The organism is Loktanella sp. S4079, assembly GCF_000967725.1.
Taxonomy (GTDB): domain Bacteria; phylum Pseudomonadota; class Alphaproteobacteria; order Rhodobacterales; family Rhodobacteraceae; genus Yoonia.
On the sequence record NZ_JXYE01000003.1, the window covers coordinates 406,199 to 430,831 of the forward strand.

25 protein-coding genes are annotated in these 24,633 nt (G+C 52.7%); 14 read left to right on the plus strand and 11 right to left on the minus strand.

What is annotated here, in order from left to right:
- Positions 1-44: 44 nt before the first annotated feature.
- Positions 45-440: a DUF1761 domain-containing protein gene (locus TW80_RS11270; protein WP_045997486.1), complete on the plus strand. Its 396-nt coding sequence runs from the start codon at positions 45-47 to the stop codon at positions 438-440.
- A gap of 213 nt (positions 441-653) precedes the next feature.
- Here the strand turns inward: TW80_RS11270 and TW80_RS11275 are convergent, their stop codons facing one another.
- From TW80_RS11275 to ahcY, 3 genes are all read right to left on the minus strand, one after another.
- The gene (locus tag TW80_RS11275; RefSeq protein ID WP_045997487.1) at positions 654-995 is read right to left on the minus strand and encodes a DUF2853 family protein; all 342 of its coding nucleotides are present in this window, start codon (positions 993-995) and stop codon (positions 654-656) included.
- Positions 996-1,122: 127 nt separating this feature from the next.
- A complete protein-coding gene (locus TW80_RS11280) occupies positions 1,123-1,821 on the minus strand; it encodes an extensin-like domain-containing protein (protein WP_239450533.1) in 699 nt (232 codons plus the stop codon).
- An 83-nt stretch (positions 1,822-1,904) separates the two neighbouring features.
- Positions 1,905-3,293 carry an adenosylhomocysteinase gene (gene ahcY / locus TW80_RS11285; RefSeq protein ID WP_045997658.1) on the minus strand — a complete coding sequence of 463 codons (1,389 nt, stop codon included), beginning with the start codon at positions 3,291-3,293 and terminating at the stop codon, positions 1,905-1,907.
- Between the two features lie 112 nt (positions 3,294-3,405).
- On the opposite strand from ahcY, the gene TW80_RS11290 reads away from it, so the two are divergent.
- The 3 genes from TW80_RS11290 to TW80_RS11300 are packed head-to-tail and all read left to right on the plus strand — an operon-like array spanning position 3,406 to position 5,440.
- Positions 3,406-4,365 carry a glycosyltransferase family 8 protein gene (locus TW80_RS11290; protein ID WP_045997488.1) on the plus strand — a complete coding sequence of 320 codons (960 nt, stop codon included), beginning with the start codon at positions 3,406-3,408 and terminating at the stop codon, positions 4,363-4,365.
- A complete protein-coding gene (locus TW80_RS11295) occupies positions 4,362-4,952 on the plus strand; it encodes a YfbR-like 5'-deoxynucleotidase (RefSeq protein WP_045997489.1) in 591 nt (196 codons plus the stop codon). Before TW80_RS11290 ends, TW80_RS11295 begins: the two co-directional genes overlap by 4 nt.
- Positions 4,949-5,440, plus strand: a complete 492-nt coding sequence (locus TW80_RS11300; RefSeq protein WP_045997490.1) for a GNAT family N-acetyltransferase — start codon at positions 4,949-4,951, stop codon at positions 5,438-5,440. Before TW80_RS11295 ends, TW80_RS11300 begins: the two co-directional genes overlap by 4 nt.
- Here the strand turns inward: TW80_RS11300 and TW80_RS11305 are convergent.
- On the minus strand, positions 5,437-6,717 hold the full coding sequence (locus tag TW80_RS11305; RefSeq protein ID WP_084625766.1) for a polysaccharide biosynthesis/export family protein: 1,281 nt from the start codon (positions 6,715-6,717) through the stop codon (positions 5,437-5,439). The genes TW80_RS11300 and TW80_RS11305 overlap by 4 nt on opposite strands.
- A 180-nt stretch (positions 6,718-6,897) precedes the next feature.
- On the opposite strand from TW80_RS11305, the gene TW80_RS11310 reads away from it, so the two are divergent.
- The 8 genes from TW80_RS11310 to TW80_RS11345 all read left to right on the plus strand — a co-directional run bounded on the left by TW80_RS11310 (position 6,898) and on the right by TW80_RS11345 (position 13,752).
- Positions 6,898-8,943, plus strand: coding sequence for a putative bifunctional diguanylate cyclase/phosphodiesterase (locus TW80_RS11310; RefSeq protein ID WP_045997491.1), 2,046 nt, complete (start codon positions 6,898-6,900; stop codon positions 8,941-8,943).
- A gap of 60 nt (positions 8,944-9,003) precedes the next feature.
- Entirely contained in the window at positions 9,004-9,615 is a 612-nt protein-coding gene (locus TW80_RS11315) for a ribonuclease D (RefSeq protein ID WP_045997492.1), read from the plus strand.
- Complete coding sequence (locus TW80_RS11320) at positions 9,615-10,583, plus strand: KpsF/GutQ family sugar-phosphate isomerase (protein WP_045997493.1); 969 nt, start codon at positions 9,615-9,617, stop codon at positions 10,581-10,583. The genes TW80_RS11315 and TW80_RS11320 overlap by 1 nt, the downstream gene beginning before the upstream one ends.
- 2 nt (positions 10,584-10,585) lie before the next feature.
- Positions 10,586-11,185, plus strand: coding sequence for an LPS export ABC transporter periplasmic protein LptC (gene lptC, locus TW80_RS11325; protein ID WP_045997494.1), 600 nt, complete (start codon positions 10,586-10,588; stop codon positions 11,183-11,185).
- A gap of 28 nt (positions 11,186-11,213) precedes the next feature.
- Positions 11,214-11,699: an LptA/OstA family protein gene (locus TW80_RS11330; RefSeq protein WP_045997495.1), complete on the plus strand. Its 486-nt coding sequence runs from the start codon at positions 11,214-11,216 to the stop codon at positions 11,697-11,699.
- The gene (gene lptB / locus TW80_RS11335) at positions 11,699-12,448 is read left to right on the plus strand and encodes an LPS export ABC transporter ATP-binding protein (RefSeq protein WP_045997496.1); all 750 of its coding nucleotides are present in this window, start codon (positions 11,699-11,701) and stop codon (positions 12,446-12,448) included. Before TW80_RS11330 ends, lptB begins: the two co-directional genes overlap by 1 nt.
- A gap of 233 nt (positions 12,449-12,681) precedes the next feature.
- Positions 12,682-13,257, plus strand: coding sequence for a ribosome hibernation-promoting factor, HPF/YfiA family (hpf, locus tag TW80_RS11340; protein WP_045997497.1), 576 nt, complete (start codon positions 12,682-12,684; stop codon positions 13,255-13,257).
- Positions 13,258-13,287: 30 nt separating this feature from the next.
- Positions 13,288-13,752: a PTS sugar transporter subunit IIA gene (locus TW80_RS11345; protein ID WP_045997498.1), complete on the plus strand. Its 465-nt coding sequence runs from the start codon at positions 13,288-13,290 to the stop codon at positions 13,750-13,752.
- Here the strand turns inward: TW80_RS11345 and TW80_RS11350 are convergent.
- The 7 genes from TW80_RS11350 to cysQ form a co-directional block, all read right to left on the minus strand.
- The gene (locus TW80_RS11350; RefSeq protein ID WP_045997499.1) at positions 13,749-15,182 is read right to left on the minus strand and encodes a sulfotransferase family 2 domain-containing protein; all 1,434 of its coding nucleotides are present in this window, start codon (positions 15,180-15,182) and stop codon (positions 13,749-13,751) included. The genes TW80_RS11345 and TW80_RS11350 overlap by 4 nt on opposite strands.
- On the minus strand, positions 15,179-16,882 hold the full coding sequence (locus tag TW80_RS11355) for a DUF5927 domain-containing protein (protein WP_045997500.1): 1,704 nt from the start codon (positions 16,880-16,882) through the stop codon (positions 15,179-15,181). Before TW80_RS11355 ends, TW80_RS11350 begins: the two co-directional genes overlap by 4 nt.
- Complete coding sequence (locus TW80_RS11360) at positions 16,879-17,889, minus strand: glycosyltransferase family 2 protein (RefSeq protein WP_239450534.1); 1,011 nt, start codon at positions 17,887-17,889, stop codon at positions 16,879-16,881. The genes TW80_RS11355 and TW80_RS11360 overlap by 4 nt, the downstream gene beginning before the upstream one ends.
- A 25-nt stretch (positions 17,890-17,914) precedes the next feature.
- Positions 17,915-18,904, minus strand: a complete 990-nt coding sequence (locus tag TW80_RS11365) for a glycosyltransferase family 2 protein (RefSeq protein WP_045997661.1) — start codon at positions 18,902-18,904, stop codon at positions 17,915-17,917.
- Between the two features lie 47 nt (positions 18,905-18,951).
- Positions 18,952-19,845 carry a UTP--glucose-1-phosphate uridylyltransferase GalU gene (gene galU, locus TW80_RS11370; protein WP_045997501.1) on the minus strand — a complete coding sequence of 298 codons (894 nt, stop codon included), beginning with the start codon at positions 19,843-19,845 and terminating at the stop codon, positions 18,952-18,954.
- A gap of 100 nt (positions 19,846-19,945) precedes the next feature.
- On the minus strand, positions 19,946-20,746 hold the full coding sequence (kdsB, locus tag TW80_RS11375) for a 3-deoxy-manno-octulosonate cytidylyltransferase (protein WP_045997502.1): 801 nt from the start codon (positions 20,744-20,746) through the stop codon (positions 19,946-19,948).
- Complete coding sequence (cysQ, locus tag TW80_RS11380; protein ID WP_045997503.1) at positions 20,746-21,543, minus strand: 3'(2'),5'-bisphosphate nucleotidase CysQ; 798 nt, start codon at positions 21,541-21,543, stop codon at positions 20,746-20,748. Before cysQ ends, kdsB begins: the two co-directional genes overlap by 1 nt.
- A 122-nt stretch (positions 21,544-21,665) precedes the next feature.
- On the opposite strand from cysQ, the gene TW80_RS11385 reads away from it, so the two are divergent.
- Positions 21,666-22,487: an ABC transporter permease gene (locus tag TW80_RS11385; protein WP_045997504.1), complete on the plus strand. Its 822-nt coding sequence runs from the start codon at positions 21,666-21,668 to the stop codon at positions 22,485-22,487.
- Between the two features lie 213 nt (positions 22,488-22,700).
- Positions 22,701-24,605 carry a molecular chaperone DnaK gene (gene dnaK / locus TW80_RS11390; RefSeq protein WP_045997505.1) on the plus strand — a complete coding sequence of 635 codons (1,905 nt, stop codon included), beginning with the start codon at positions 22,701-22,703 and terminating at the stop codon, positions 24,603-24,605.
- Positions 24,606-24,633 lie beyond the last annotated feature (28 nt).

Sequence of the window (24,633 nt, forward strand, 5' to 3'; positions counted from 1 at the left end):
TCAGTTAATCAGGCTCATACTTCCCGTAAAAGAGGGAGGTTCACATGGATTTCATCGCTGTAATTGTCGCCGCCGTGGCTGGTTTTGCCTTTGGCGCGCTTTGGTACATGACGCTGGCCAAACCATGGATGAAGGCCGCTGGGATCAAAATGACCCCAGAAGGAAAACCCGAAGGGGATGGGTCACCTCTGCCCTTTATCCTATCCGGCATAGCAATGATTTTGGTGGCCGGCATGATGCGCCATACCTTTGCGCTGTCGGGGATTGAAACCACTGGCAAGGGATTGATTTCTGGGATTGGGATCGGCCTTTTCTTTATCAGCCCATGGATCATGATCAATAACGCCTATAGTGGTCGCCCATTCAATCTGACCTTGATTGACGGTGGCTACGCGACTTTCGGCTGCGGCATAATCGGGCTCGTTCTCGGGTTATTCTAAAAAGAGGGCCCGGATAGAATCCGAACCCTCTTTTCACCCCGCGTGCACCTAAGCCACCGCACGCATATGAATTCTTTAGGTCCGGACCTACTGATCCTGTTTAGGACAGTGACCGATTACGTCGAAAATACCAAATGAATTCAAATGCGCATTTATCTAAAATGCAAAACGCCCGCTTGATATGCGGGCGTTTCCAAATCAGCTTTTCAGAAATTAGCCGTAAATCGACTCTTTGCCGAAATGCTTGGTCAGCATGTAATACACAACCGCGCGGTATTTGTTGCGCTCTGATTTGCCGTATGTCTCCATGACAGAGTCAATTGCGCTATCCAATTCGGCGCTGTCTTTGAGGCCAAGTTTCTTGATCAGAAAGTTGTTTTTTACGGTCGCAATCTCGTCTGGTTGGCTGGATGCAACAGTAGAGGCATCCGCGTTATAAATTGCGGGTCCGCAACCGATTGTCACTTTGGTTAGCAGATCCATGTCAGGCGTGATGCCGCATTTGCTTTTCAGGTCATCCGCGTATTTTGCGATCAGATCGTCTCTTTTACCCATGAGATTGTCCCCGGTGTTGGTTTATTTACGTATTCACACCACATTACTTTGCGGCGTTGCCTGCACGTTAAAGGGGCAGATCACAACTCGTAAAGAAAAAAGCCCGCAAGCGGCAATGTTTCGCTGCTTACCGACACAGCCCCCAGCCCACCGATTGCAGGTGAAAGTGATCTGCATGCAGCGTGTTGTAGTCCGGCGAAAGGGTCAATTTAAAGAACCGACAGGCACCATCGCGGGCCTGTCGCAAAAACGCAGCCTCTGGCATATTATCGTCCCAATGATTTAGCAGGCTCACCCGGCGCCCATCCGCAAATGTGAAACCACTGATATCAATGGCATCAGCCGTGGCGTGGGTGCTCATCCTCGGTGGATCATCTGCGGAACCCGTCCGCATTGCCCGGCAATTGTAACTGCCAATATGCAAGATTTCCGCAACCGAAGTCCCTAGCAGATCTTGCGCGGCGGGCTGCAAGCTGTGCTGTTCCCACATGGCGAGCCGCAGTGCAATCGGGCAGCGTGTTTCAATCGCGCGTAACCGGGCCTGACCCACCCCGGATAGTTCCACGCGGTTACGAATGTGGCAGTTTTCGCTGACCTCGCGATTTTGTTGCGGCGTCACATCCGCAAAACCATCCAAGGCCACCAGACACGCAACAGGGTCCTGCGCTGCGCGCGATAGCTTCCATCCTGTCAGCGGTGTCACTGGGTCTGCAATACGAAGCGGAATCGTTGGGTTCCACGCAGACGGCAGCGGCGTCTGCGGATGCGTAAGTAATTGAAACCCACCACCCCCAACAAGCGCCAGAAACAAAAACGCAGCCGCCATGCGAAACCACGGGCGGCTGCGTTTCTTTTGATCTTTTGCGGCACTTCGAGCTTTCGCCTGTCGAATATTGTGCCGCATCAAATTTAGTAGCGGTAGTGTTCTGGTTTGAACGGGCCCTCAACAGTCACACCGATATAGTCAGCCTGCTCTTTCTTGAGCTCGGTCAGTTTCACACCGATCCGGTCCAGGTGCAGACGAGCAACTTTTTCGTCCAGATGTTTCGGCAGGATAAAGACGCCCGGCGCATATTCTTCGCCTTTTGTCCAGATTTCGATCTGCGCGAGAACTTGGTTCGTGAACGACGCTGACATCACAAAGGATGGGTGGCCCGTCGCGTTACCAAGGTTCAGCAAACGACCTTCGGACAGCAGGATAAGACGGCTGCCAGAAGGCATCTCGATCATATCAACTTGATCTTTGATGTTGGTCCACTTGTGGTTCTTGAGCGCGGCAACCTGAATTTCATTGTCAAAGTGACCGATGTTCCCAACGATCGCCATGTCTTTCATTTCACGCATATGCTCAATGCGGATGACGTCTTTGTTGCCGGTGGTTGTGATAAAGACGTCAGCGCTGTCGACAACATCCTCAAGCACAACAACTTCGAAACCGTCCATTGCCGCCTGAAGCGCACAGATCGGATCGACTTCGGTAACTTTGACGCGTGCACCGGCACCGGCCAATGACGCGGCAGAGCCTTTACCAACATCCCCATAACCACAAACGACAGCAACTTTACCAGCCAACATGGTGTCAGTTGCGCGACGGATACCGTCGACCAGCGATTCCTTACAGCCGTATTTGTTGTCGAACTTCGATTTGGTGACCGAGTCGTTCACGTTGATGGCAGGGAAAGGCAGCTGGCCCTTCTTGTGCAGATCATAAAGGCGGTGAACACCTGTTGTTGTTTCTTCAGAGACACCTTTGATTGCGTCACGTGTTTTCGTGAACCAACCAGGAGACGCAACCATCCGTTTTTTGATCTGGTTAAAGATGACCTCTTCCTCTTCCGAGGTAGGTACGCCCAGCACATCTTCGCCAGCTTCGGCACGTGCACCCAGCAGAACGTAAAGCGTCGCGTCGCCGCCATCATCAAGGATCATGTTCGCGCCTTCTGGGAACTGGAAGGAACGGTCAAGATAATCCCAATGCTCTTCCAGCGATTGACCCTTGATCGCAAAGACCGGCGTACCACCTGCAGCAATGGCCGCGGCCGCGTGGTCTTGGGTCGAAAAGATGTTGCACGAAGCCCAGCGCACATCAGCGCCCAGCGCAACCAAAGTCTCGATCAGAACTGCGGTCTGGATCGTCATATGCAACGAGCCGACAATCCGCGAACCAGCAAGCGGCTTGCTGTCGCCGTATTCTGCGCGCAGCGCCATCAGGCCCGGCATTTCAGTTTCCGCGATATCCAGTTCCTTACGACCAAACGCGGCAAGGTCGATATCTTTTACAACGTAGTCTTGCGACATCATTCATTCTCCTAGGAAGGTTGGGGGACCCATAGCACCGCAAAAGCCTTGCGACAACAAACATGCTCGTATTTACAGCATACCTAACCAAACAGATTTAGGTCGCCGAACCATGAAGTCACTTTTTGCGTCAGACACAACTGCTAAAAATTCATCCGCAGTTGTCTTCTGCGTCGACGACAATTATCTGCCCTACGCGCTTTTTGCGGCGCAGCAGATCGCGAACACCGTTGTGTCGCGCAATTTTGACATTGTGATTTGCGCCCCACAGGGCACCGAAATCCCCTCTTCGCTTGAACACCTAGAAATTCGGCTTTGCACGCTGCACACGGACGGACTTTTCGAGGGTTTATATCTGGACGCGCGCCGAACCGAGGCGGTCTATCATCGGCTTGCGCTGCCGAATATATTCGGGACCGAATACAAGCGCGTCCTCTATTTGGACGCTGACATCCATGTGCACTGCGGGGACTTCTCGGCGCTCTTCGACCTTGATCTGAGCGGGCACAGTATTGCCGCCGTGCGCGACAATTACCAATGGACGAAGCCCAACAAACAAATGCCAGACTTTGCAAACGTTGGCCTTTCACAAACCAAATACTTTAATAGTGGCGTCATCCTCATGGATACAGCGGCGTATGTTGAACAAGAAGTCTTGGAACGCTGCATCGCCTATGGCCGGGAACATAATGACAAGTTGCGCCAACACGATCAGGAATTGATCAACTGTATATTGCACGGTGATTGGGCTGAACTCAGCCCTGTATGGAATTGGCAGCAGCCCATTCGGTCTACCTACTACGAAGTTATGCAACCCATCATGATCACGCATTTTATTGGCCCGCATAAACCTTGGCGTGATCCGCAACACCTCTTGCCGCCACGGTTTGCGATTGCGCTCAGGGCGTTCCTCGCCCGTCACCTGCCAGAACACGCCGAGATAAGCATCCCTTCGAGCCGCGATATTTCGGCAAGTTACATTCGCAAGCTCACCTTTAAAAACGTGATCAGATCTGCGGCCCTGCGCCGCTACATGATGCGTTTTCCAAACGATATGTTGGCTGAATCATGAAACAACCACGCGCGTGGCAACGCATGCTGTCGGGGCGCAGACTTGACCTGCTAGACCCAACCCCAGTGGACATCGAGATCGAAGATATCGCACATGGTCTCGCTTTTGTTGCGCGTTGGAATGGTCAGACGCGCGGGGATTTTGCTTATTCCGTCGCTGAACACTCGCTGTTGGTGACCGAGATTTTCAAACTGCAACAACCTAACGCCGCAGTGAAATGGCAACTTGCCGCTTTGCTTCATGACGCGCCGGAATATGTGATTGGCGACATGATTAGCCCTGTAAAGGCCGCAGTTGGCCCCGATTACGAGGCGCTCGATGCTAGGTTGACGGCCGCCATCCATATCCGATTTGGTCTGCCCGCCCAGATACCAGTGAAAATCAAACGTCAAATCAAGAAAGCAGATAAACTATCAGCTTGGCTTGAGGCGGTGCAAATTGCTGGCTTTTCTGAGGATGAGGCGAATAAGTTCTTTGGCAAACAGGACACAGCGCTCACTGAAAAGCTAAACATTCGCTTGCGCCCCCCGATGGAAGTCCGCGACGATTACACACGCCTTTGCAAGCAATTGATGGACGCCGTATGATTATTCGCCCTGCGAGAAATACAGACGCCCCCGACATGACCGCGCTGCTCAATGAAATCATTGGCATTGGCGGATCGACTGCGCATGAAACCCCATTTGATCAAGCGAAAATGCTGGCGCACTACATCGCGTGCCCCAACCTGATTAGCTGCCAAGTCGCCGAAGAATCTGATCAAGTCCGTGGATTTCAATGGTTAGGTTGGGCGACGGATGAAGACGCGCCAGTGCCCTCGGATTGGGGCATCATCGCTAGTTTTGTCGCCCCCAACGCGGCGGGGAAAGGCATCGGGCAGCAGCTATTTTCCGCCACCCAAGAAGCGGCGCGCGCTGCAGGCGCAGTTGCTATTGATGCGACCATCCGCGCGGATAATGTTGCAGGCCTACGGTACTACACGGGCCTCGGATTTCGCGACTACGACCGCCTAATTGACATCCCACTCAGCGACGGGACCAAGGTGGACCGCATTCGCAAGCGATATGATCTCTAATTTGAGGCCAGACCCGCGCCGCTCGTGATCAGTGACGGCACCATCTGCTGCACCACCCGGTGCCAGCGTGTGACAGGTTGCTCAGCGATAAAGACGATATCATTCGGGATCATCAGCATCCGCGTTGCCAAAACCAGCGTGGCTGCGTTGCGGGCATCCAGCTGCCAAGCGGTGACATCACCATCTGCGGCGGCGCGCAAAATATAGATATGCGATGGATTAGCCGTGTGCTGTGTGTAACCGCCATCTGCAAACAACACATCTGCAAGCGTCGCCCGCCGCTCGAACGGAAGCGCAAAGCGACCCGGATTAGTCACCTCGCCCGCGCGATACACATAATCACGCGGAACCGCATCAGCCTGCAAACGTCCCTGAAACGCGGCACGCTGTAATTCGAACTCAGCGTTCAATGCGGTAAGGGCCTGCACCTTTGACTGCTGCCGCAAATGCATCGCTGCCACTTGGTTTTCAAAGAAACGCTGCGCCTGATCCAACGTCATCCCCGCATCGACAAAGATGCTATCACGCGGCAGCAACCGCAATTTTTGCAGTGCTGGATCATTCAGTACCTCGGCCCACGAGAAATGATACAAGCTCTGATCCCGATAGATCCGTATGATGGTTTGATCAGGAACCTCAGCCGTAATGCCGCCTGCGCGCGCAATGACCTCGTCCAAGTGCAACGGCATCAAGGTGACAGGAACGACAGCAGGCGTCGCGACAGCACCACCTACGACGACACGGGCTGAATTGAACTCTGCAATATCCAGACTAAAGGTCGGGTCGACTTGCGCACTGACAAAGCTTTGGAACAACTGCGCCTCGGCCTGCGCAAGCGTCATCCCTGCCAACGACACATGCCCAACCACCGGAATCGCAATCGCCCCATTATCTTGCACCGTATAGGTTTGTTTTTGGTTCTGCCCCCCAGTGATCCGGTCACTGCGGCCCGCAGGCATCCGCGTTTCCAACGAAATCACATCACCGATGCCGATCACATAGGGCCCCGGATCACGGTTTGTCGGCAGCTTCGAACCCAATGGGCGCGCGCCAACTTCTTCATTCAATGGAAGTGATATATCGACATGTGGCAACACAGCAGATGTATTGGGTGAAGCATTTATCGGCAGCGCTTGGGGCACATAGCTATGTGCATTGGCAACGCGAACCGTGTCGTGAGTCAACCGCCGCACAGTAACGTCAGGGTCGTTTAGGTCAACGTCCGATGAAACATAGACGACGCCGCACCCCTGCAAGACCAGCATTGCAGACATCATGATACTTCGCGCGCACGCGCCAAACCTAGACAAGCGGATTATCTCATTTCTACCCAAACCACGGAGCCGAAGATGGCGCAGAATTGGTTAACGAAGACTTAATAAGAAATCCGATCGCACCTAACGTTACCTTAAACAATCGAGTCCAATTTGTGTCAGGTTACAGTCTAGGATTCGTCAATGAAGCTCATACGGCTATTCGCATCGCGTGCTAAAAACATGTTTCGTCTCAATCGACCAGAACGGTTGTGGATGCATTCATGCTTTGCGTTGCTCACCATTCTTTGCCTGCTTGCGGCAACGCAATATATCAACCGCACCATTGTAGAGCGGCAGGCAATCACTGCCGCTGGCATTCGGATATCACAATCGCAGATTATGCATGCGCATGAGGTGATATTGCTCGCTGAACAGTATATTGTCAGCGACCAAGTTGATTTTGCCCCAATGAACAAAGCGATTGGACAATTTGAAAAAGACTACACGCTGTCCACCTCTAGCGAATTGCGATCACCCGAACAGTGGCTGCACTACTTTAATACCGCCAATTCGATAGATACGCTCGTACGCGACTTCATAGATACCGCGATTGCGCTCGAAGACGCCCCAAAAAACCTGCACGCCTCTTTGGTCGAGCAGTTGAATGATATCTACGATAATCAAGGGTTGCGCGATGGCCTGACCCAAGCCGCGACTTTGTTAGAGAAACAAGCCCACGCAGAAGCGCAGCGCCTTTCATGGTGGGAGCGAACGATGCTGATCGTTTCCGCAGCAACTCTATTGGCAGAGGCGGTCTTCGTCTTTTTCCCAACCCATATGGCCGTTCAAACAACGATCCGACAACTGCAACAGCAAGCCCAGAAATTACGCGAGTCGCGCACGCAACTCCGTGTGATGAACCGCGAATTAGCACAGCAAGCGCGTCGAGACCCGTTAACCGGCCTACCCAACCGCGCGAGCCTTACAGCATATTTAGAGAACCTATGCGGGCGCAAAAAAATCCGCACTCTTTCGGTATTGTTCATCGGTATTGATAACTTCAAATCTATTAACGATTCTGCCGGGCATGACTTTGGCGATGCGTTGCTTGTTGCTGTCGCCAACACCTTAGATAGCTGCATCGACGAAGATCATATCGCTGCGCGTGTTGGCGGTGATGAATACGTTATTGTTTCGGATGAACCATCCGAAGAGCTCATTTCACGTGTCCGCGCGTCGATTAGCGAACCTTTCGATATCAAAGGACGCCGTGTGCCGATCAACATCAGCATCGGGTTCCTCGAATTCGAAACCAACACCTCTGATCCGATGGCAGTGATCGCGAACGCTGCCATCGCATTGCAAATCGCGAAAAACGGCGGGGAAAACAGTACCCAGCAGTTTACGCAATCATTGCGGGACGATGTTGAAAACCTGCGCATGTTGCAACTGGAGCTTAGCGACGCAATCAAGAAGGGCGAGATCGAGCCGTGGTTCCAGCCCCAAATTCGCCTTTCAGACGGGTGTTTGCATGGGGTAGAGGTGTTAGCCCGCTGGCGTCACCCCACCCGCGGGTTACTTACCCCAGATCGCTTTATTCCTGCCGCTGAACGGGCTGGGTTGATTATCGAAATGGACCACACGATCTGGCGCAGCGCGATGGCGCATGCCGACCTGTGGCAAAAAGAAAGCCTTTGGCATCCATGCATTTCGCTAAACGCGGCGCCCGACACCATTTCTGACCCCTACCTGATCGAGCGCTTCTTGCTAGAACTTCAGCGATCGGGTCTGGGTGTCGATCAGGTGAACATCGAAGTCCTGGAAACCACCCTAATCAATGGTGCCGATGATATGGCCGCGATCAACATCGACAGCCTCGCTGAGTGCGGCATTGGGCTTGAGCTTGATGACTTTGGCACAGGCTATGCTTCGCTTTCGAAACTGACGCAATTGCCGCTAGATGGCATCAAATTGGACCGTTCCTTGGTTGCACCTTTGCCCGATTCCGCAGCAGACAGTGTGGTTCGCGCGATCCTAGCACTCGCAAGCGAGCTAGGGTTAACAGTCGTCGCCGAAGGTATCGAAGAAGACGCCCAAGCCAAACATCTGAACGACCGCGGATGTGCAATTGGCCAAGGATATGGATACGCAAAACCGATGCCACCATCCGAATTCCGCGCCTGGCTAGAAATTCACGCAAAAAGCCCTTTGCAAATTGCCGCCCCTGCGACGCAATTCGTACAGTAGACTTGAGGAAACAGCAGCCACACCGTATTTGATAGACAACGAATTTCAAAGGAACGGCGCATGGCTAACCACCTCTATCAGAACGACCTGCCGGATGGGCTGGATCTTGGTCCGATTGTCGCGATCGACTGCGAAACAATGGGGCTAAATCCGCATCGGGATCGGCTATGCCTGATCCAAATGTCGGGCGGAGACGGGAACTGCCACCTCGTCCAAGTGTCCAAAGGGCAGACCGAGGCACCAAACCTATGCGCGATGCTCGAGAACCCGGATGTGCTCAAGCTGTTTCACTTTGGCCGTTTCGACATCGCCGCGCTTTACAACACCTTTGGGGCGCTGACTGCACCAGTTTATTGCACCAAGATTGCGTCCAAACTCGTCCGGACCTTTACGGATCGTCACGGGCTCAAAACGCTTTTGCAAGACATGGTTGGCGTCGACATTTCAAAGCATCAGCAGCAAAGCGACTGGGGCGCAGAAACCCTAACCGAAGCGCAGCTAAACTACGCCGCCTCTGATGTTCTTTATCTTCATCAGCTCAAATCAGCGTTTGACGTCATTTTGGAGCGTGAAGGGCGGACTGAAATCGCACAATCATGTTTTGATTTTCTTCCGACCCGCGCAAAACTTGATCTGGCTGGCTGGCCCGAAACCGACATTTTCTCTCACTGATGTCTGACGCGGATAAAATTCTACAAACTGGGCGGCGGGTCATCACCGAAGAGGCAGCCGCATTAACCCAACTGGCTGACAGTTTGGGCGACGGTTTTTCCGCCGCGGTTGACCTGCTCTTGCAAGTCAAGGGACGTGTAATCCTGTCCGGAATGGGCAAATCCGGACATATCGCGCGTAAAATCGCGGCCACCTTTGCCAGCACAGGCACGCCTGCGCATTTTGTTCACCCCGCCGAGGCCAGCCACGGCGATCTGGGTATGATGACTTCTGGCGATGTTGTTTTGGTCCTGTCCAATTCCGGTGAAACGCCCGAGTTGGTCGATCTGGTCAACTACACGCGCCGATTTGGTATTCCGATGATCGGCGTCGCCAGCCGACCTGATAGTTCGCTGTTGCAACAGGCGGACGTCAAAATCGTTCTGCCGCAAACGGGCGAAGCATGCGGATACGGCGTGGTTCCCACCTCTTCTACGACGATGACGTTAGCTTTGGGCGATGCGCTGGCTGTCGCGCTGATGGAGTTCCGCAAGTTTACCCCTGAAAACTTTCGCGAATTCCACCCCGGCGGCAAACTGGGCGCGCAATTGGCGCGCGTGGCAGATCTGATGCATAGCGAGAACGAGGTTCCGACAGTTTCTGCATCCACTCCGATGACAGATACCCTGTTAACGATCAGCCAAAAAGGTTTTGGCGTCGTCGCAGTAACCGATGAGGAACGATCGCTCATTGGGATTGTGACGGACGGTGATTTGCGGCGGCATATGTCCGGCCTGCTTGACCGCACCGCGGGCGAAGTCATGACGAGAACACCCACAATCGTCTCTCCTAACATGCTCGCTGCCGAGGCATTGGCGCTCATGAACAACCGTAAAATTACCTGCGTCTTTGCAACCGATGAAGCCCAAAACAACAAGGTGCTTGGCATTCTGCACATCCACGACTGTTTGCGCGCCGGGGTCGTTTGAATATGGGCGGCAAGGATAACCTTTATTCACAGATCGTAGGTCTGGCGAAGGTTCTTCTGCCGCTCTGTGCCCTTGCGCTTTTGTCGACATTATTTCTTTTCGCGCGCAATCCAGGGCAATCGACGTCCATTGACCTGACCAAAGTTGCCGAAATCGCGCGCGAACAAAGACTTTCCAAGCCAAGATTTTCCGGCGTCACCGACGCTGGCGCGACCCTCGCGATTTCGGCCGCTGGTGCACATCCAAATACAATTGATCCGCATACGGTCGATATCGACGATATCCGTATGCAAATGGACAATCCAAATGGCAGCCAAATCAATATCGCCGCGACCAAAGGCGCACTGAATGGCGCCGATAAGACCGCTGCATTTACGGGTCTTGTCCGCGTAGAGACTTCGACCGGGTATCAGATGGAAACCAACGGGTTGATCGCGGAACTGGACAGCGGAACAGTAACCTCTGATGGGTTGCTTGAAATCCACGCACCCTTTGGTGAATTGACCGCGGGGCAAGTTACGTTTCTTGTTTCTGCTGACCGTAGCGGACAGCAGATGCTATTCACGAATGGTGTGAAACTGATATACAAACCGCAAGAATGATGCGTGCATCAGCAAAGGATTTCGCAAAGTGATTAGACGCCCAGCTATTTTGACCGTTATTGCGATTTGCATTGCGGGGTTTGCCACAGCGCAAACCAACATCAACCTTGGCGGCATGACGGTCGATACCTCTGCCGCGATTGAGGTCGTTTCAGATAGCCTATCGGTGGATCAGGACAGCGGAAAAGCGACCTTTGTTGGGAATGTCATCATCGGCCAAGGCGACCTGCGTCTCACCGCTGGCGAGGTTGAGGTGATCTACGCCGCCCAAGACAACAACATCACGCGACTTTTGGCGTCTGGTGGCGTGACATTTGTCACCGCTAACGAAGCCGCCGAAGCGCAAAGCGCGACATATGACATCAGCTCTGGCCTCTTGACGCTTGCGGGGGATGTCCTGCTCACCCAAGGTGCGAGCGCGATTTCCGCCCAATCCATGTCGATCAACGTGACAACTGGCTCTGCCACAATGGAGGGCCGGGTGCGCACCGTTCTGCAGCAGGGCCAAAACTAATGGATGGATCGACGCTTCATTCCGATATTGGCCTGCACATCGTCAATTTGCGCAAGAGCTATCGCAAGCGTCCCGTCATTCGCGACGTATCCATTGACCTTGGCCGAGGAGAGGTCGTCGCGCTGCTTGGCCCCAATGGGTCCGGCAAGACAACTTGTTTTTATTCGATTGCCGGTCTGGTCACACCCGAAGGCGGCAAAGTCATCATTGATGGACGCGAAGTTACCACGCTGCCAATGTACCGTCGCGCGCAACTCGGTATTGGATACCTCCCGCAAGAGATGTCGATTTTTCGCGGTATGAACGTCGAAGACAACATTATGTCGATTCTCGAAATCGCTGTGAAAAGCCGACATCGGCGATTGGAACGCCTCGAAGAACTGTTGTCAGAGTTTTCGATTGAACATCTGCGACGCGCGTCCGCGATGGCACTTTCAGGTGGTGAACGGCGGCGCGTTGAAATCGCGCGATGCCTGGCTGCTGGGCCAAAATATGTTCTCTTGGACGAACCCTTTGCCGGGGTCGATCCTATTGCTGTTGGTGAAATCCGTCACCTCGTCGCAGACCTAAAAAACCGCGGGATCGGTGTGTTGATCACCGATCACAACGTGCAGGAAACGCTACAGATCGTCGATCGCGCATATATTTTGCACGATGGCACTGTTTTGATGAACGGAACCACCGCCGAAGTCATCGCAGACGAAAACGTCCGTCGCGTGTACTTGGGTGACAGCTTTCGCGTAAACTGATTCTTTCTCACCAATCTGCACTGCAATATTGACAACGCAGTTTTTTCGTCGCCAACTAGGGTTGATGACTGACCCAACTCCTTTTCCCGCTCAGTTGCCGGCTTTTTCGCTGGCCCTTGGGAATAAGATAGAAACTATTGGGGTGTTATCGTTTTCCGTAAACTAGACACGCGTTCAGGAGCATCCCGCTTGGCGGTGTTCTGCGTGTTAGCAACCATAAGATAGGAGAAACGATGCGGTATCAAATCAGCGGTAAGCAGATCGACATTGGTGAAGCGTTGCAAACGCATGTGAAAACCGAGCTGTCCGATATTTTAGGAAAATATGCCGGTCGCCCAACCGAAGCTTACGTTGTGTTCTCTAAATCTGCTCACGAATATGTTTGCGAAGCCGTTGTTCACCTGTCCACGGGGCTAACCGCGCAAGCGACTGGCAAAGCGACAGAAATATACGCAGCCTTTGATAGTAGCGCTGAAAAGATGGACAAGCAGCTTCGGCGTTACAAGCGACGGTTGAAAGATCACCACGCTGATAGATCGCAGCCTGTTGAACTTTCCGATGCTGGGTCATATATCCTCGCACCAAATGATGAGTCAGACGAGGCAGAGCCAGAAACCGTAAACGCCATGATCGTGGCAGAGATGGAAACGAAAATTCCGTCACTGTCAGTCGGCGAAGCGGTTATGCAGATGGAACTCGCGAGTGCTCCGGTGCTGGTGTTCCGTAATGAAAAGCACAACGGAATAAATGTCGTCTATCAGCGCGACGACGGAAATATTGGCTGGATTGACCCAAAAACGCAGGGTTAAGCCCGGCAAATTTGGTGAGAGAAGCGACCGATGCAAGTTGCAGACATACTAAAGCCAGATGCGGTCAAAACGATCGCATCTTGCACCAGTAAGAAACGGCTGTTCCACGACCTTGGGGAACTGGCAGAGGCGAGCTATGGCCTCAAGGCTTCTGAGGTGATCGAAGCATTGGTCGAGCGCGAAAACCTCGGGCCGACTGGGGTTGGCCTAGGCATTGCGCTACCGCATGCGCGTCTTGCAACAGCAAACGACGTCAAAGGTATCTTTGTGCGCTTGGAGAAGCCTCTCAACTTTGAATCCGTTGACCGCCAGCCTGTTGATCTGGTCTTTTGCCTGATCGCACCTGAGACCGCTGGCGTGGACCATCTAAAGGCGCTTGCCTTGGTGTCGCGCACGATGCGTGACACTGGGACATGCCAAAAGCTGCGCGCCAATAGCGATGCTGCCACGCTTCATACTATTCTGACAGAAGCGCAGGCATCACAAGCCGCCTAGGCCCAAGCGCCAAAACCAAAGGCTTCGTAGTCGCGCGCGTATGCTTCGTGCGCGGCTTTTTCGATCTCGGCGTCATAAATCGCGATGAGACGGTCATGATGCGCGTGCGCGGTCGGTTGAATCGCCGGAGGATCCAGAACACCGCGCTGCCTTGCCAGTGCATGCAGTTCCACTTCCAAACGCTCCTCGCGCATAATGACATCAGGGAACCCAAATTCGGCCATGCCCTGCAACAATGTCAGCTGGCTCGCCCAAGCCGGATCAACCCGAATAGAGGTTTGGCCCGACAGGTTATTCTTGAGAAACTGAAGAAAGCTCAAAAACGCTTTGTAGTGCTGCGTATCGTCATAGCCGGTACGGTCTGAAATATCCGCAATACCATCAGGAATACGCAGCTTATGCACCTTTATCAGGTTCGCCCGAATGCCGGGAAAACTGCCAGCGCCGTCGCTGAGGATACAGTCGCAGAACGCGGCATGGGCACGCGCCACGGGATGCCGCAATACCGTAAAGGACCGATGCCCAACACGAGACGCTTGCCACTGGCGTAGCGTTTTTTGAGTAAATTTTCGTTGCAGGGCGCGCGGCCGCACCCCTTCTAGATCACCAAGAAAACGCTTTACCGACCAATCGGGACCAGAACGCAGGGGCATATACAACAGGCCAGCGCCATCCGCTGCAATATAGGTCGGGATCGCCGGTCCGCGGCGCGGTTCAAAATTGGGCGTGCGTGATAGGTCGAACCGATCCAGATCGCGCAAGGCCTCTCGCATTTCTGAAAAATTCTGCACCCGTTTTTCAAGCGGTTCCGGGTTTTGCTTTTTCAGCTTTTTATCCAGACTATCAATTCGGGCATCAGCCCCAATAAACCGCAGCAAACCATTCATCACATCAACATCGCGTAGATCGTCGTAACCGATATAAAAACCAGTCTGCCCGGTGGTCTGTAGCCGGTGCTGCACGTCACGCTGAAATTTTTGCAAAATTTCCAGCTGTGTCTCGAACTCTGCTTGGTCAAATTGCACTTCGGTAAATTTCGAATGTGTTGCGTTGGTCAGTTTCCACTGTCCAGTCGCCCGCGCCGCCTTCCAACTTACGTAGCTATCAAGCGGGTTGCGGTTCAAAATCACCTTAGCACAACGCGGGTCGGCCAGCACAATATCTAACGCCCTGTGGTCGTGATCATGAAACAGACGAAAACCATTCAATCCGTCGGACGCGCGTATTTTCTCGATGAGCGCCTCTGGGTCGGTTTCCCGTTGTGCATAAGTCATCCCAAGAAGCGTGTCGTTCTTAGGATATCCAATAAACGCAGGATTAAACGCCTCTCCGTGACAGGTCAGCCCGTCAACAGCGTTCAAGTTCGCCTCTAGGAAATTGGACCCGGTGCGCATTTCTGCCAAGATAACAAAGTAGTCAAATTTACTCATTTTGGATCGACCACATATGATCTGGGCGCGTTTGAAACATGTGCACGGCGCTGCATGTCATCCGATAGTTCACCTGTCAGGAATGGGTGCATCCCCTGATTTTTCAATTCTTGGAGAAAGGCAGGCAAGCCTGACAAATCCACCATCGAGGGCAATTCACCCAGCTCTTGGGCTCTATGCCCCGCAATTTCATCCACCACCATTTGCATCACGTCACGTGGATTTTCGAGAAAATTCGCCAAGGTATCGATATGAATCCGTGCGTGTGCGTCCGGTGCGCGGAGCGCTTTGAGAAGCCGGTTCTCACGCCTTTGCAGGCGCGCGGCCTCGGCCCTAACTTCGCCAGCAGATTTGCCAGACAGAAACAGCGGAATCGACCACGCCCCCGAGATCACCCAAACACGTGCGTTTGTATCATGTGCCAACAACCAGCGGATTTTTTGCGTATCAGACGGCCCAAACATCAAACATTGATGCGTATCTCGCGCGTTCCACACAAGGTTCATCAAGAAGCTTTGCGCGTTATAGTCTCTTAGTTTTGGATGATCCGACAACGCCCCCCGAAACAATCGCACCCCACCTGCAAAGTGGGCACGATCCCGCGCGTAAAGGTGCCCGTGCACTTGGGCCCCGGTTTGCAGCGCTAGCCAGTTTTCAAAATCAGGGAACAGTTCGTCAAATCCCTGCAAAACCGAAAATGGCGCCGCCGCGATCCCGTTTGCATTTTCCAAATTGGGAAAGCGACTATGCATCTGAAGCCCCTGACGGCCACGCATACGTCTTTCCAAGGCGCGCGCAAAAATACGATCGACAGTACCCGTACGCGGGATCGCCTCTGAGGTATCTAGCACCGGCGCACGCGGAAACACCCGATACAACAGCCCCGCATCCGGCCAAATTTTACGCGCGACAAAGCATTCCGAGCGACGCAAAATTTCAGCATGATCATTATAGAAAATGTGCGGCTTACCTTGGAAATCAAACTTTGACAGCGTGAGAGACTGACTTTGAATCGTCTTCGTATGTAGCCGGGCGAGCGTCTGAAAATAGCTCTCGTCCGGGATCCAAACGCGGCGAAAATAACGGTCATATTTGGCGCGGTTCGGGTCATTCAGGATCGCCGCCAGCGTTTGACGGGTCAGGCACCACCACTGTGACCCCATATGCGGGACAAGCCCCGCAGGTATCCGGCGCCGCACACCCAGCCGTTGTTGAATCCGAACATATCGATCAAACAGTTTACGCCGCTTTTTCCATGAGAACGGGAACCTCAGTGTAAAACGTTCGCGATCAAGCCCGCCAACGGTCCACGGAACATCCGCCGTTGTTGCGCTCTCGATAAAATCGGTGTCTTTGCGGGCCTGTAAAAATGCATTCAGCTCTGAAATGGGACGCAGCGGAAGGCAAGCGCCAGACGCCAAGAAAACATGGCTAACATCGGGAAATTCTCTGAGCATAAGTGTTGATGCTTCTTGCGTTGCCTCAACGAGTCCCCACATGCCCCATTCGCAACGGTATCGTCTACAAAACCGCACAGTTCCAAGGTCAGACATCGACCGAACAAAGGCATCATAGACGTCCTGTTCGACTTCGCTATCGACATGCACAACAACCGGGCAGCCACCTGCAACCCAGTGTCGAATGACCTCTTGGGCGCGGTGAAATGCCGTGTGAACCAGCATGACAACACCAAAGGTCATGCCCAGTTCCCCTTAGACATCAGTCCCAATGCCTCAAGCTGACGCCAGTTGAGGTACTGCTCGCTCCATTGGCACCAGATTTCCCGATCTTGGTTTTCTTCTTCGACGTAAGACTTGTACTCGCGGCCCTGCGCATAGTGTTCAGCACGGGCGGCTTCTTCTATCGCTCTGCCGTCAAAGAGGTTCAGAAACTTTGCATGCAGCAGAACGCCCGAAGATTTTTCACCGCCGTTTTGACCGTAAACAAGGTTTAGCCCGCGTGGCAAAAGCATATGGGTCGAACTGACATAGGCATAGCTGCGATCCCATTTGACCAGGGGGATCTTGTTCAGTGCCGGCGCTTGTTTCGGATTGTCGGCAAAATATGTTCGCGCTCGCGGCCCGCCCTGAATCCACAGGTTGCGATAGAGATCGTTACGCTCAAGCGTGTAATTCCCTGGATCAAACCAGTTGGCGTGCTCAAATGGATCATCGCCGCGCCGATAAATCGCCTCGGAAAGCGGACCTTTGGGATACATGTCGAGCATCATCGTCCCAAAGGACCGCACATCTGAAGCCTCGAGCCAGTCGGCCAAAGCCCTGATCGGTCGCGTATCGCAAAACGGATAGACAAAGAATTCGTCCACATCGACCGTCAGCGCCCAATGTCCGTGCGCGTATTTATCCTGCAAATGGGTAAGCCAATCGATCCCAAACCGTGACTGACCGTATGCGCCTTTGGTTGTCCACAGTGAAACATCGGGTTGCTCTGCCGCGTAGTCCGCGCCACCGTCACTGCTGTCATTATCAACCAGAATAAAGTGCTTAATACCCAACTGACGATAGTATTTTAGGAAATAGGGCAGCCGCATATCTTCGTTACGGAAGGTACAAAAAAGCAAAACATCGCTCGGATTAATTTGCGCAGTACGGTTGCGAACGACTGTCAATTCTCGACCTTTGCGGCGCGCGCGATATTTCCATCGCTTCCGACGCATCCGCAGGCGATATGACGTCCATGCTCCCAATCGTTTGCTCCTCCCGCAAGTGCGGTTACTCGTTCCAATCACCCTGAGACATTAGACCAAGCCTCTCGAGCTGTTGCCATCCGGTGTACTCAACCGCGGTCGCGTCCCACAAGTCCAGACCGTCAATCAATCTTCGATAATAGCTTTCATAAAGCGTACTATTTTCAAAATGCTGACCGCGGTTTAGCTCTTCTTGTGATCTATCCGAAATATCTTGGAGAAACTTAGTATGCAATAAGACGCCCGTCAGCAAATTGCGTTCTGGCCAGTCAAAGACCCGGTTCATTCGGCGCGGTAACATATGGTGGGTCGATGTGACATAAACGTTGCGCCAGTTCCACTTGACCAGTGGCGTCTTATTCAATGTCGGGGCACGGTGCGGTTCAGCGCCAAAGAATACGCGGTCACGGACCCCACCTTGAATCCATTGATTGCTAAAGATTGGATGTATCTTGTGGCGATAACCATCGGGATCAAACCAAGTCAGCAGTTTAGTCGGATCCTGCCCCGGTTGATAATCCAGCTCAGATACCGCCCCCTTTGGGTACATATCTAACATCAACGCACCCAAAGCGGTCCGGCCGATGGAATCGAGATAAGCCGTCAATTCCGACAAATTGCGCGTATCATGATGCGGATAGATCAGCAGCTCGTCCGCGTCGACGGTCAGACACCAGTGGCCATGACCGTATTGCCATTGCAGCCAGCCCAGCCAATCCATCCCAAATCGCGAGAGCTTATAACTGTGTCCCGTTGTCCAGAGCGACACATCTGGTTGCTGCTTGAGATATTCGGTCGTGCCATCATCGCTATCGTTATCGACAAACAAGAAATGCCGCACGCCCATCTTCCGATAATATTCCAGAAAGTAAGGCAAACGCAGCATTTCGTTGCGCACTGTCGAAAACGTTAGAATATCACCCGTGGTGATCAAATTGGTGCGGTCAACGGCGGACTGGATTTCGTGACGCTTGCGCCAAATACGAAACAAATACCGGCGCCGTTTCCAGCGCATCCGGTAGTCTAGCCAAGCTTCACCGATCACCGCACCCAAGTCTATCTTTAACCAGCGCTTGTGTCGCTAAGATCCAGCCCCTTGAGGAAGCTCGCCAGTTCGCCACGCAGTTCGGGGCGATCCAAAGCAAAGGAAACTGTCGCCTGTAGGAACCCATCCTTTGACCCGCAGTCAAAACGTTTACCCTCGAACTCATAGCCAAAGATATCGCGGCCAGTAGTCAGCTCGTAGGCGATCGCATCCGTCAATTGCAACTCACCGCCTGCGCCGTGTTCGATGTTTTCAAGGTTCTGCATCACGCGTGGAGTCAAAATGTAACGACCAATCACCGCATAGTTTGAAGGGGAAGTTCCTGGCGCCGGCTTTTCGACCATCCCTTTGACCGACAAAACACGGCCATCTTTCTTCAGCACATCAAGCACGCCGTAGGCAGACGTCTTTTCTGGTGCTACCTCCATCGCGGCGACCATTGCACCGCCTGTCTCTTGGTAGGCTTCGATCATCTGTTGCAGACATGGCTTTTCAGCAGCAATCACATCGTCCGGCAAAATCACCGCAAATGGTTCGTCACCGACCAGCTTGCGCGCACATGACACCGCATGCCCCAGCCCCAAGGCCTTGTGCTGACGAATATAGGCAATCGCACCGCTATCCATATTCGTTGAACGCAGCACCTTATGCAGTTCGGTCTTGCCTGCCTTCTTGAGTGCGTTGTCCAATTCAGGCGAATGATCGAAGTAATCTTCGAGAGCCGACTTTCCGCGCGAGGTCACAAAGATGAAGTCTTCGATACCTGCGGCACGTGCTTCGTCGATTGCATATTGAATGAGCGGACGATCAACGAGCGTCATGATCTCTTTTGGAACAGACTTTGTCGCCGGAAGAAACCGCGTCCCTAGCCCTGCTACTGGAAAAATTGCTTTCGTTACTCTTCTTTTCATGGCCGCGCCTTTTTTACTTTGTATCAATAAGCGTATTGTCGAATAAGTTCAGTCTAAAGGGGGAAATGTCATTTAATCCATTACCCCCTTCCTCATGCACTTATGATTGCGACATCTCTGCTAACATCGCCTCAATAAGCGGCACATCTTCTGGATTGTTCAATTCCCAGAACTGGCGCCCCTTTCCGTCCACCTCAACGCAGAGCATCGGTGTACCGCGTTCCAGAAAGCGCAGCTGTTCCAGCCCTTCCAACTGTTCAAGCGGCCCCGAATTCCAAGTCGGATAGGCCGCCAACGCAGTAGGGCGATATGCGTAGACTCCAACATGGTGAAACACAGGTGTTTCATCCTCGTCCGCATATGTCTTGCCTGTGTAAGGAATGACCTCTTTTGAGAAATACAGCGCATTATTGTCGGTCCCGAAGACCGCAGTCGTTCCGCCGACGCGCCCAGCACGGCGATCCGCCAGAAAACCGTTCAGTGCGCGGCCATCCGTTTGCAGAACAGGCGTTGCCACATCAGCTTGGGGGTTGGCGCGCAGACCCGCGATCAAATCCTCGACGAACCATGCAGGCGTCAGAGGTGCATCACCCTGTAGGTTCACAACGATATCGTAGTCACCGTCAATGTTTTGCAGGGCTTCGGCACAACGTTCTGTTCCGTTCTGACAATCAACCGATGTCATCACAACCTCAGCACCAAATCCGCGCGCGGCGTCAGCAATACGATCGTCATCAGTTGCCACAACGACGCGATCGACGCCTTCCACCTGCATCGCCGCATCCCATGATCTGCGGATCAAACTCTTTGCCTGTCCATCAGCACCACGCAATTCAACCAAAGGCTTGCCCGGATAGCGTGTCGAGGCATAACGCGCGGGAATAACAATAATTACTGACATTAGCCCTTCTCCAGCACCACTTCAGGCGATGCCACGATAAAGAATGGGTTGGCGAAATCTGCCTTACCGTATTTCAGCGGCGTGTGATCATCAAACCGCAGCACGCGCCCACCCGCGCCATTCACAACGGCATGACCTGCGGCTGTATCCCATTCCATTGTCCGGCCAAGGCGAGGGTAAATATCCGCTTCACCCGTAGCGACAAGGCAAAACTTAAGCGAGGATCCTGCGCTCTTCATATCGCGCACACTGTATTTATTGATGTAATCGTCAGTCGCCTCATCACGATGAGATTTTGACGCCACAACCAGCAATGCGTTGTTATCTGGATTTGAAACACTGATTGGTGTCGTCTCTCCGACAGTATCTTTTGCAAAGTCACCTGTCTCTTCGACCGACGCACCGGTCGCGTCTGTATAGAACAGGCGTCCCTTTGCCGGCGCGTAAACGACACCGCGCACAGGAGTACCGTCCTGAACATATGCAATATTTACTGTGAACTCACCGCGGCGTTTGATGAACTCCTTCGTGCCATCAAGCGGGTCCACGATCAGAAACGTACTGACCGACTGTGTGTGCGAAGCAGATTGTTCCTCGGTCACCAACGGAACATCGGGGAACGCAGCGCGTAAACCGGCGCTGATGATCGCATCAGCAGCTTCGTCAGCCTCCGTTACAGGGCTCTCATCGCTTTTGGAGCGCACCTCAAAGTCGTCTGCTGCGTAGATCTCCATGATCTTGTCGCCAGCCAACAGGGCCAGCTCTCGCATTACTTGGGTAAGTTTCTCAAAATCCATCAGGCTGGTCCTGTTTATTGAAAAGTTAAGTTATGCTAGTTATGGATTGTCATTCAATTGTGAGCAAGCCGATCTCAGTAAAGCCTATGGCGCTGAATGTTCGGGTGCAATGAAAGCGTAACATGTTTCAGACACGTCAAAACGCCACAACGACAGGTAGCTTTTTTAGCAACCTTGAATTGATTTATCATGTCACAGTGCGCAGTGTTCGCGGCGGACACCGCAGCGCAGTCATCGAAATGATCATTACCATTCTACAAAGTTTGGTGCTCGTGGTGGTCTTTCTCGCGATGTATCTGGTCATCGGGATCAAAAGTTCACCAATTCGGGGTGACTTTCTGCTCTATATTATGGCGGGCGTTTTCTTGTTCCGCACCCATGTCCAGGCTGTAAAATCCGTGGAAAAGGCGGGCGGCGCACTTGCTCCGATGATGCTATACGCCCCCATGAACCCAATTGTCACAATGTGTTCTGCGGCACTCGCAGCGCTTTACAAACAGGTCTTTGCTATCACGATCATCCTAACTTTCTATCATTGCGCAGTAAACCCGATCACAATTCACGATCCAATTGGTGCTATGGGAATGCTCATTCTCGCTTGGTTTTCCGGGCTGGGCGTGGGCATCATTTTTCTGGCGATCACACCTTGGTTTCCGCGGACAATGAAAATCGTTTCTCAACTTTACCGGCGTCTTAACATGATCGCTTCGGGTAAGATGTTCTTGGTGAACTCATTGCCGGCAAGCATGATCGCGACATTTGACTGGAACCCATTGTTTCATATCATCGACCAAAACAAGGGTTTCGTCTTTTTGCACTATAACCCACATTTCACCACAATCAGCTATCCTCTGAAAGTTTCGATCGTGCTTTTAGTGCTTGGCATGATGGGCATGTTCTTTACGCGGCAACATGTATCAGCAAGCTGGAGCGCTGGGCGTTAACGCCTAAAGGTGCATATTAACTTTTCAGATAGGAAAAATGCGGGTTTTTTGCCTAAGGAGTCGCCGCAGAGCGCTTGCAGCCCTGTTTACGCATCCCTATATACGCCTAGATCATTTGTTTAGGGGTTTTCCCTAGACACCAGAACGTAACTGGCGCGGGTGCCGAAACGGGTTCGCGCTACTCAAACCGCCTAAAGTAGAGGGATTTGAAAAATGGCCAAAGTTATTGGTATCGACCTTGGAACGACCAACTCTTGTATCGCCATCATGGATGGCTCTAAACCGCGCGTAATCGAAAACGCCGAAGGTGCGCGCACGACACCATCTATCGTTGCTTTCACCGACGAAGAGCGCCTTGTTGGCCAGCCTGCTAAACGTCAGGCTGTGACAAACCCTGAAAACACGATCTTTGCTGTAAAGCGTCTCATCGGTCGACGGTTCGACGACGCAGATCTGGCCAAAGACAAAAAGAACATGCCTTTCGCTGTTGTAAACGGCGGTAACGGCGACGCGTGGGTTGAAGCAAAAGGCGAAAAATATTCGCCAAGCCAAATCTCTGCGTTCATCCTTGGCAAAATGAAAGAAACCGCCGAGAGCTATCTTGGCGAAGAAGTATCGCAAGCGGTTATCACGGTGCCTGCATACTTTAACGACGCGCAGCGTCAGGCGACAAAAGACGCCGGTAAAATCGCTGGCCTCGAAGTTCTGCGTATCATCAACGAGCCAACAGCCGCTGCGCTGGCCTATGGCCTTGATAAAAAAGAATCCAAGACAATCGCTGTTTATGACCTTGGCGGTGGTACATTCGACGTTACCATCCTGGAAATCGACGACGGTCTGTTCGAAGTAAAATCCACCAACGGTGATACATTCCTTGGCGGTGAAGACTTTGACATGCGCATCGTGACTTACCTCGCCGATGAGTTCAAAAAAGAGCACTCTGTCGATCTGACCCAAGACAAGATGGCGCTGCAACGTCTGAAAGAAGCTGCTGAAAAAGCTAAGATCGAGCTGTCTTCTTCTTCCAGCACAGAAATCAACCAGCCGTTTATCTCTATGGGTTCGAACGGCCAGCCGCTTCACATGGTTATGAAACTGACCCGCGCAAAGCTGGAGTCACTGGTTTCTGATCTGATCAAGAACTCGATCAAACCATGTAAAGACGCGATCAAAGATGCTGGTCTGTCCGTTAGCGACATCGACGAGGTTGTTCTTGTTGGTGGTATGACCCGTATGCCACGCGTGAAAGAAGAAGTCGGTAAATTTTTTGGCAAAGAACCACATCAGGGCGTGAACCCAGATGAAGTTGTTGCCATGGGTGCTGCTATTCAGGCCGGTGTTCTGCAAGGCGACGTCAAAGACGTTGTTCTGCTGGACGTAACACCACTGTCGCTGGGCATCGAAACACTGGGCGGCGTGTTCACACGTTTGATCGACCGCAACACAACGATCCCAACGAAAAAATCTCAGGTGTTCTCGACTGCCGAAGATAACCAAAACGCTGTGACACTGCGCGTGTTCCAAGGTGAGCGCGAGATGGCTGCCGACAACAAAATGTTGGGCCAATTCAACCTCGAAGAGATCCCACCAGCGCCACGCGGCTTGCCTCAGATCGAAGTGACCTTTGACATCGACGCCAACGGTATCGTTGAAGTAGGCGCCAAAGACAAAGGCACTGGCAAAGAGCAAAAGATCACGATCCAAGCGTCCGGCGGCTTGTCCGATGAGGACATCGAAGCAATGGTTCGTGACGCCGAAGAAAACGCTGATGCCGATAAGGCCCGCAAAGAGCTTATCGAAGCGAAAAACCAAGCTGAAAGCCTGATCCACTCGACTGAAAAGTCGATGGAAGAGCACGCAGACAAGGTTGACCCAACAACGATCGAAGCAATCGAACTGGCCATCGCTGCGCTGAAAGACGATCTCGAAGGCGACAGCGCTGAAAAGATCACATCAGGTATTCAGAACGTCACTGAATCTGCCATGAAACTGGGTGAAGCCATCTACAAAGCCTCTCAAGAAGAGGCCGGTGAAGCAGAGCCTGAAGCACCAGCAGCCGATGACGACATCGTAGATGCCGACTTCGAAGATCTGGATGACAACAAGCGCGGCGAATAATTTAGCGCCCGTTCAGGAAATTGGACCG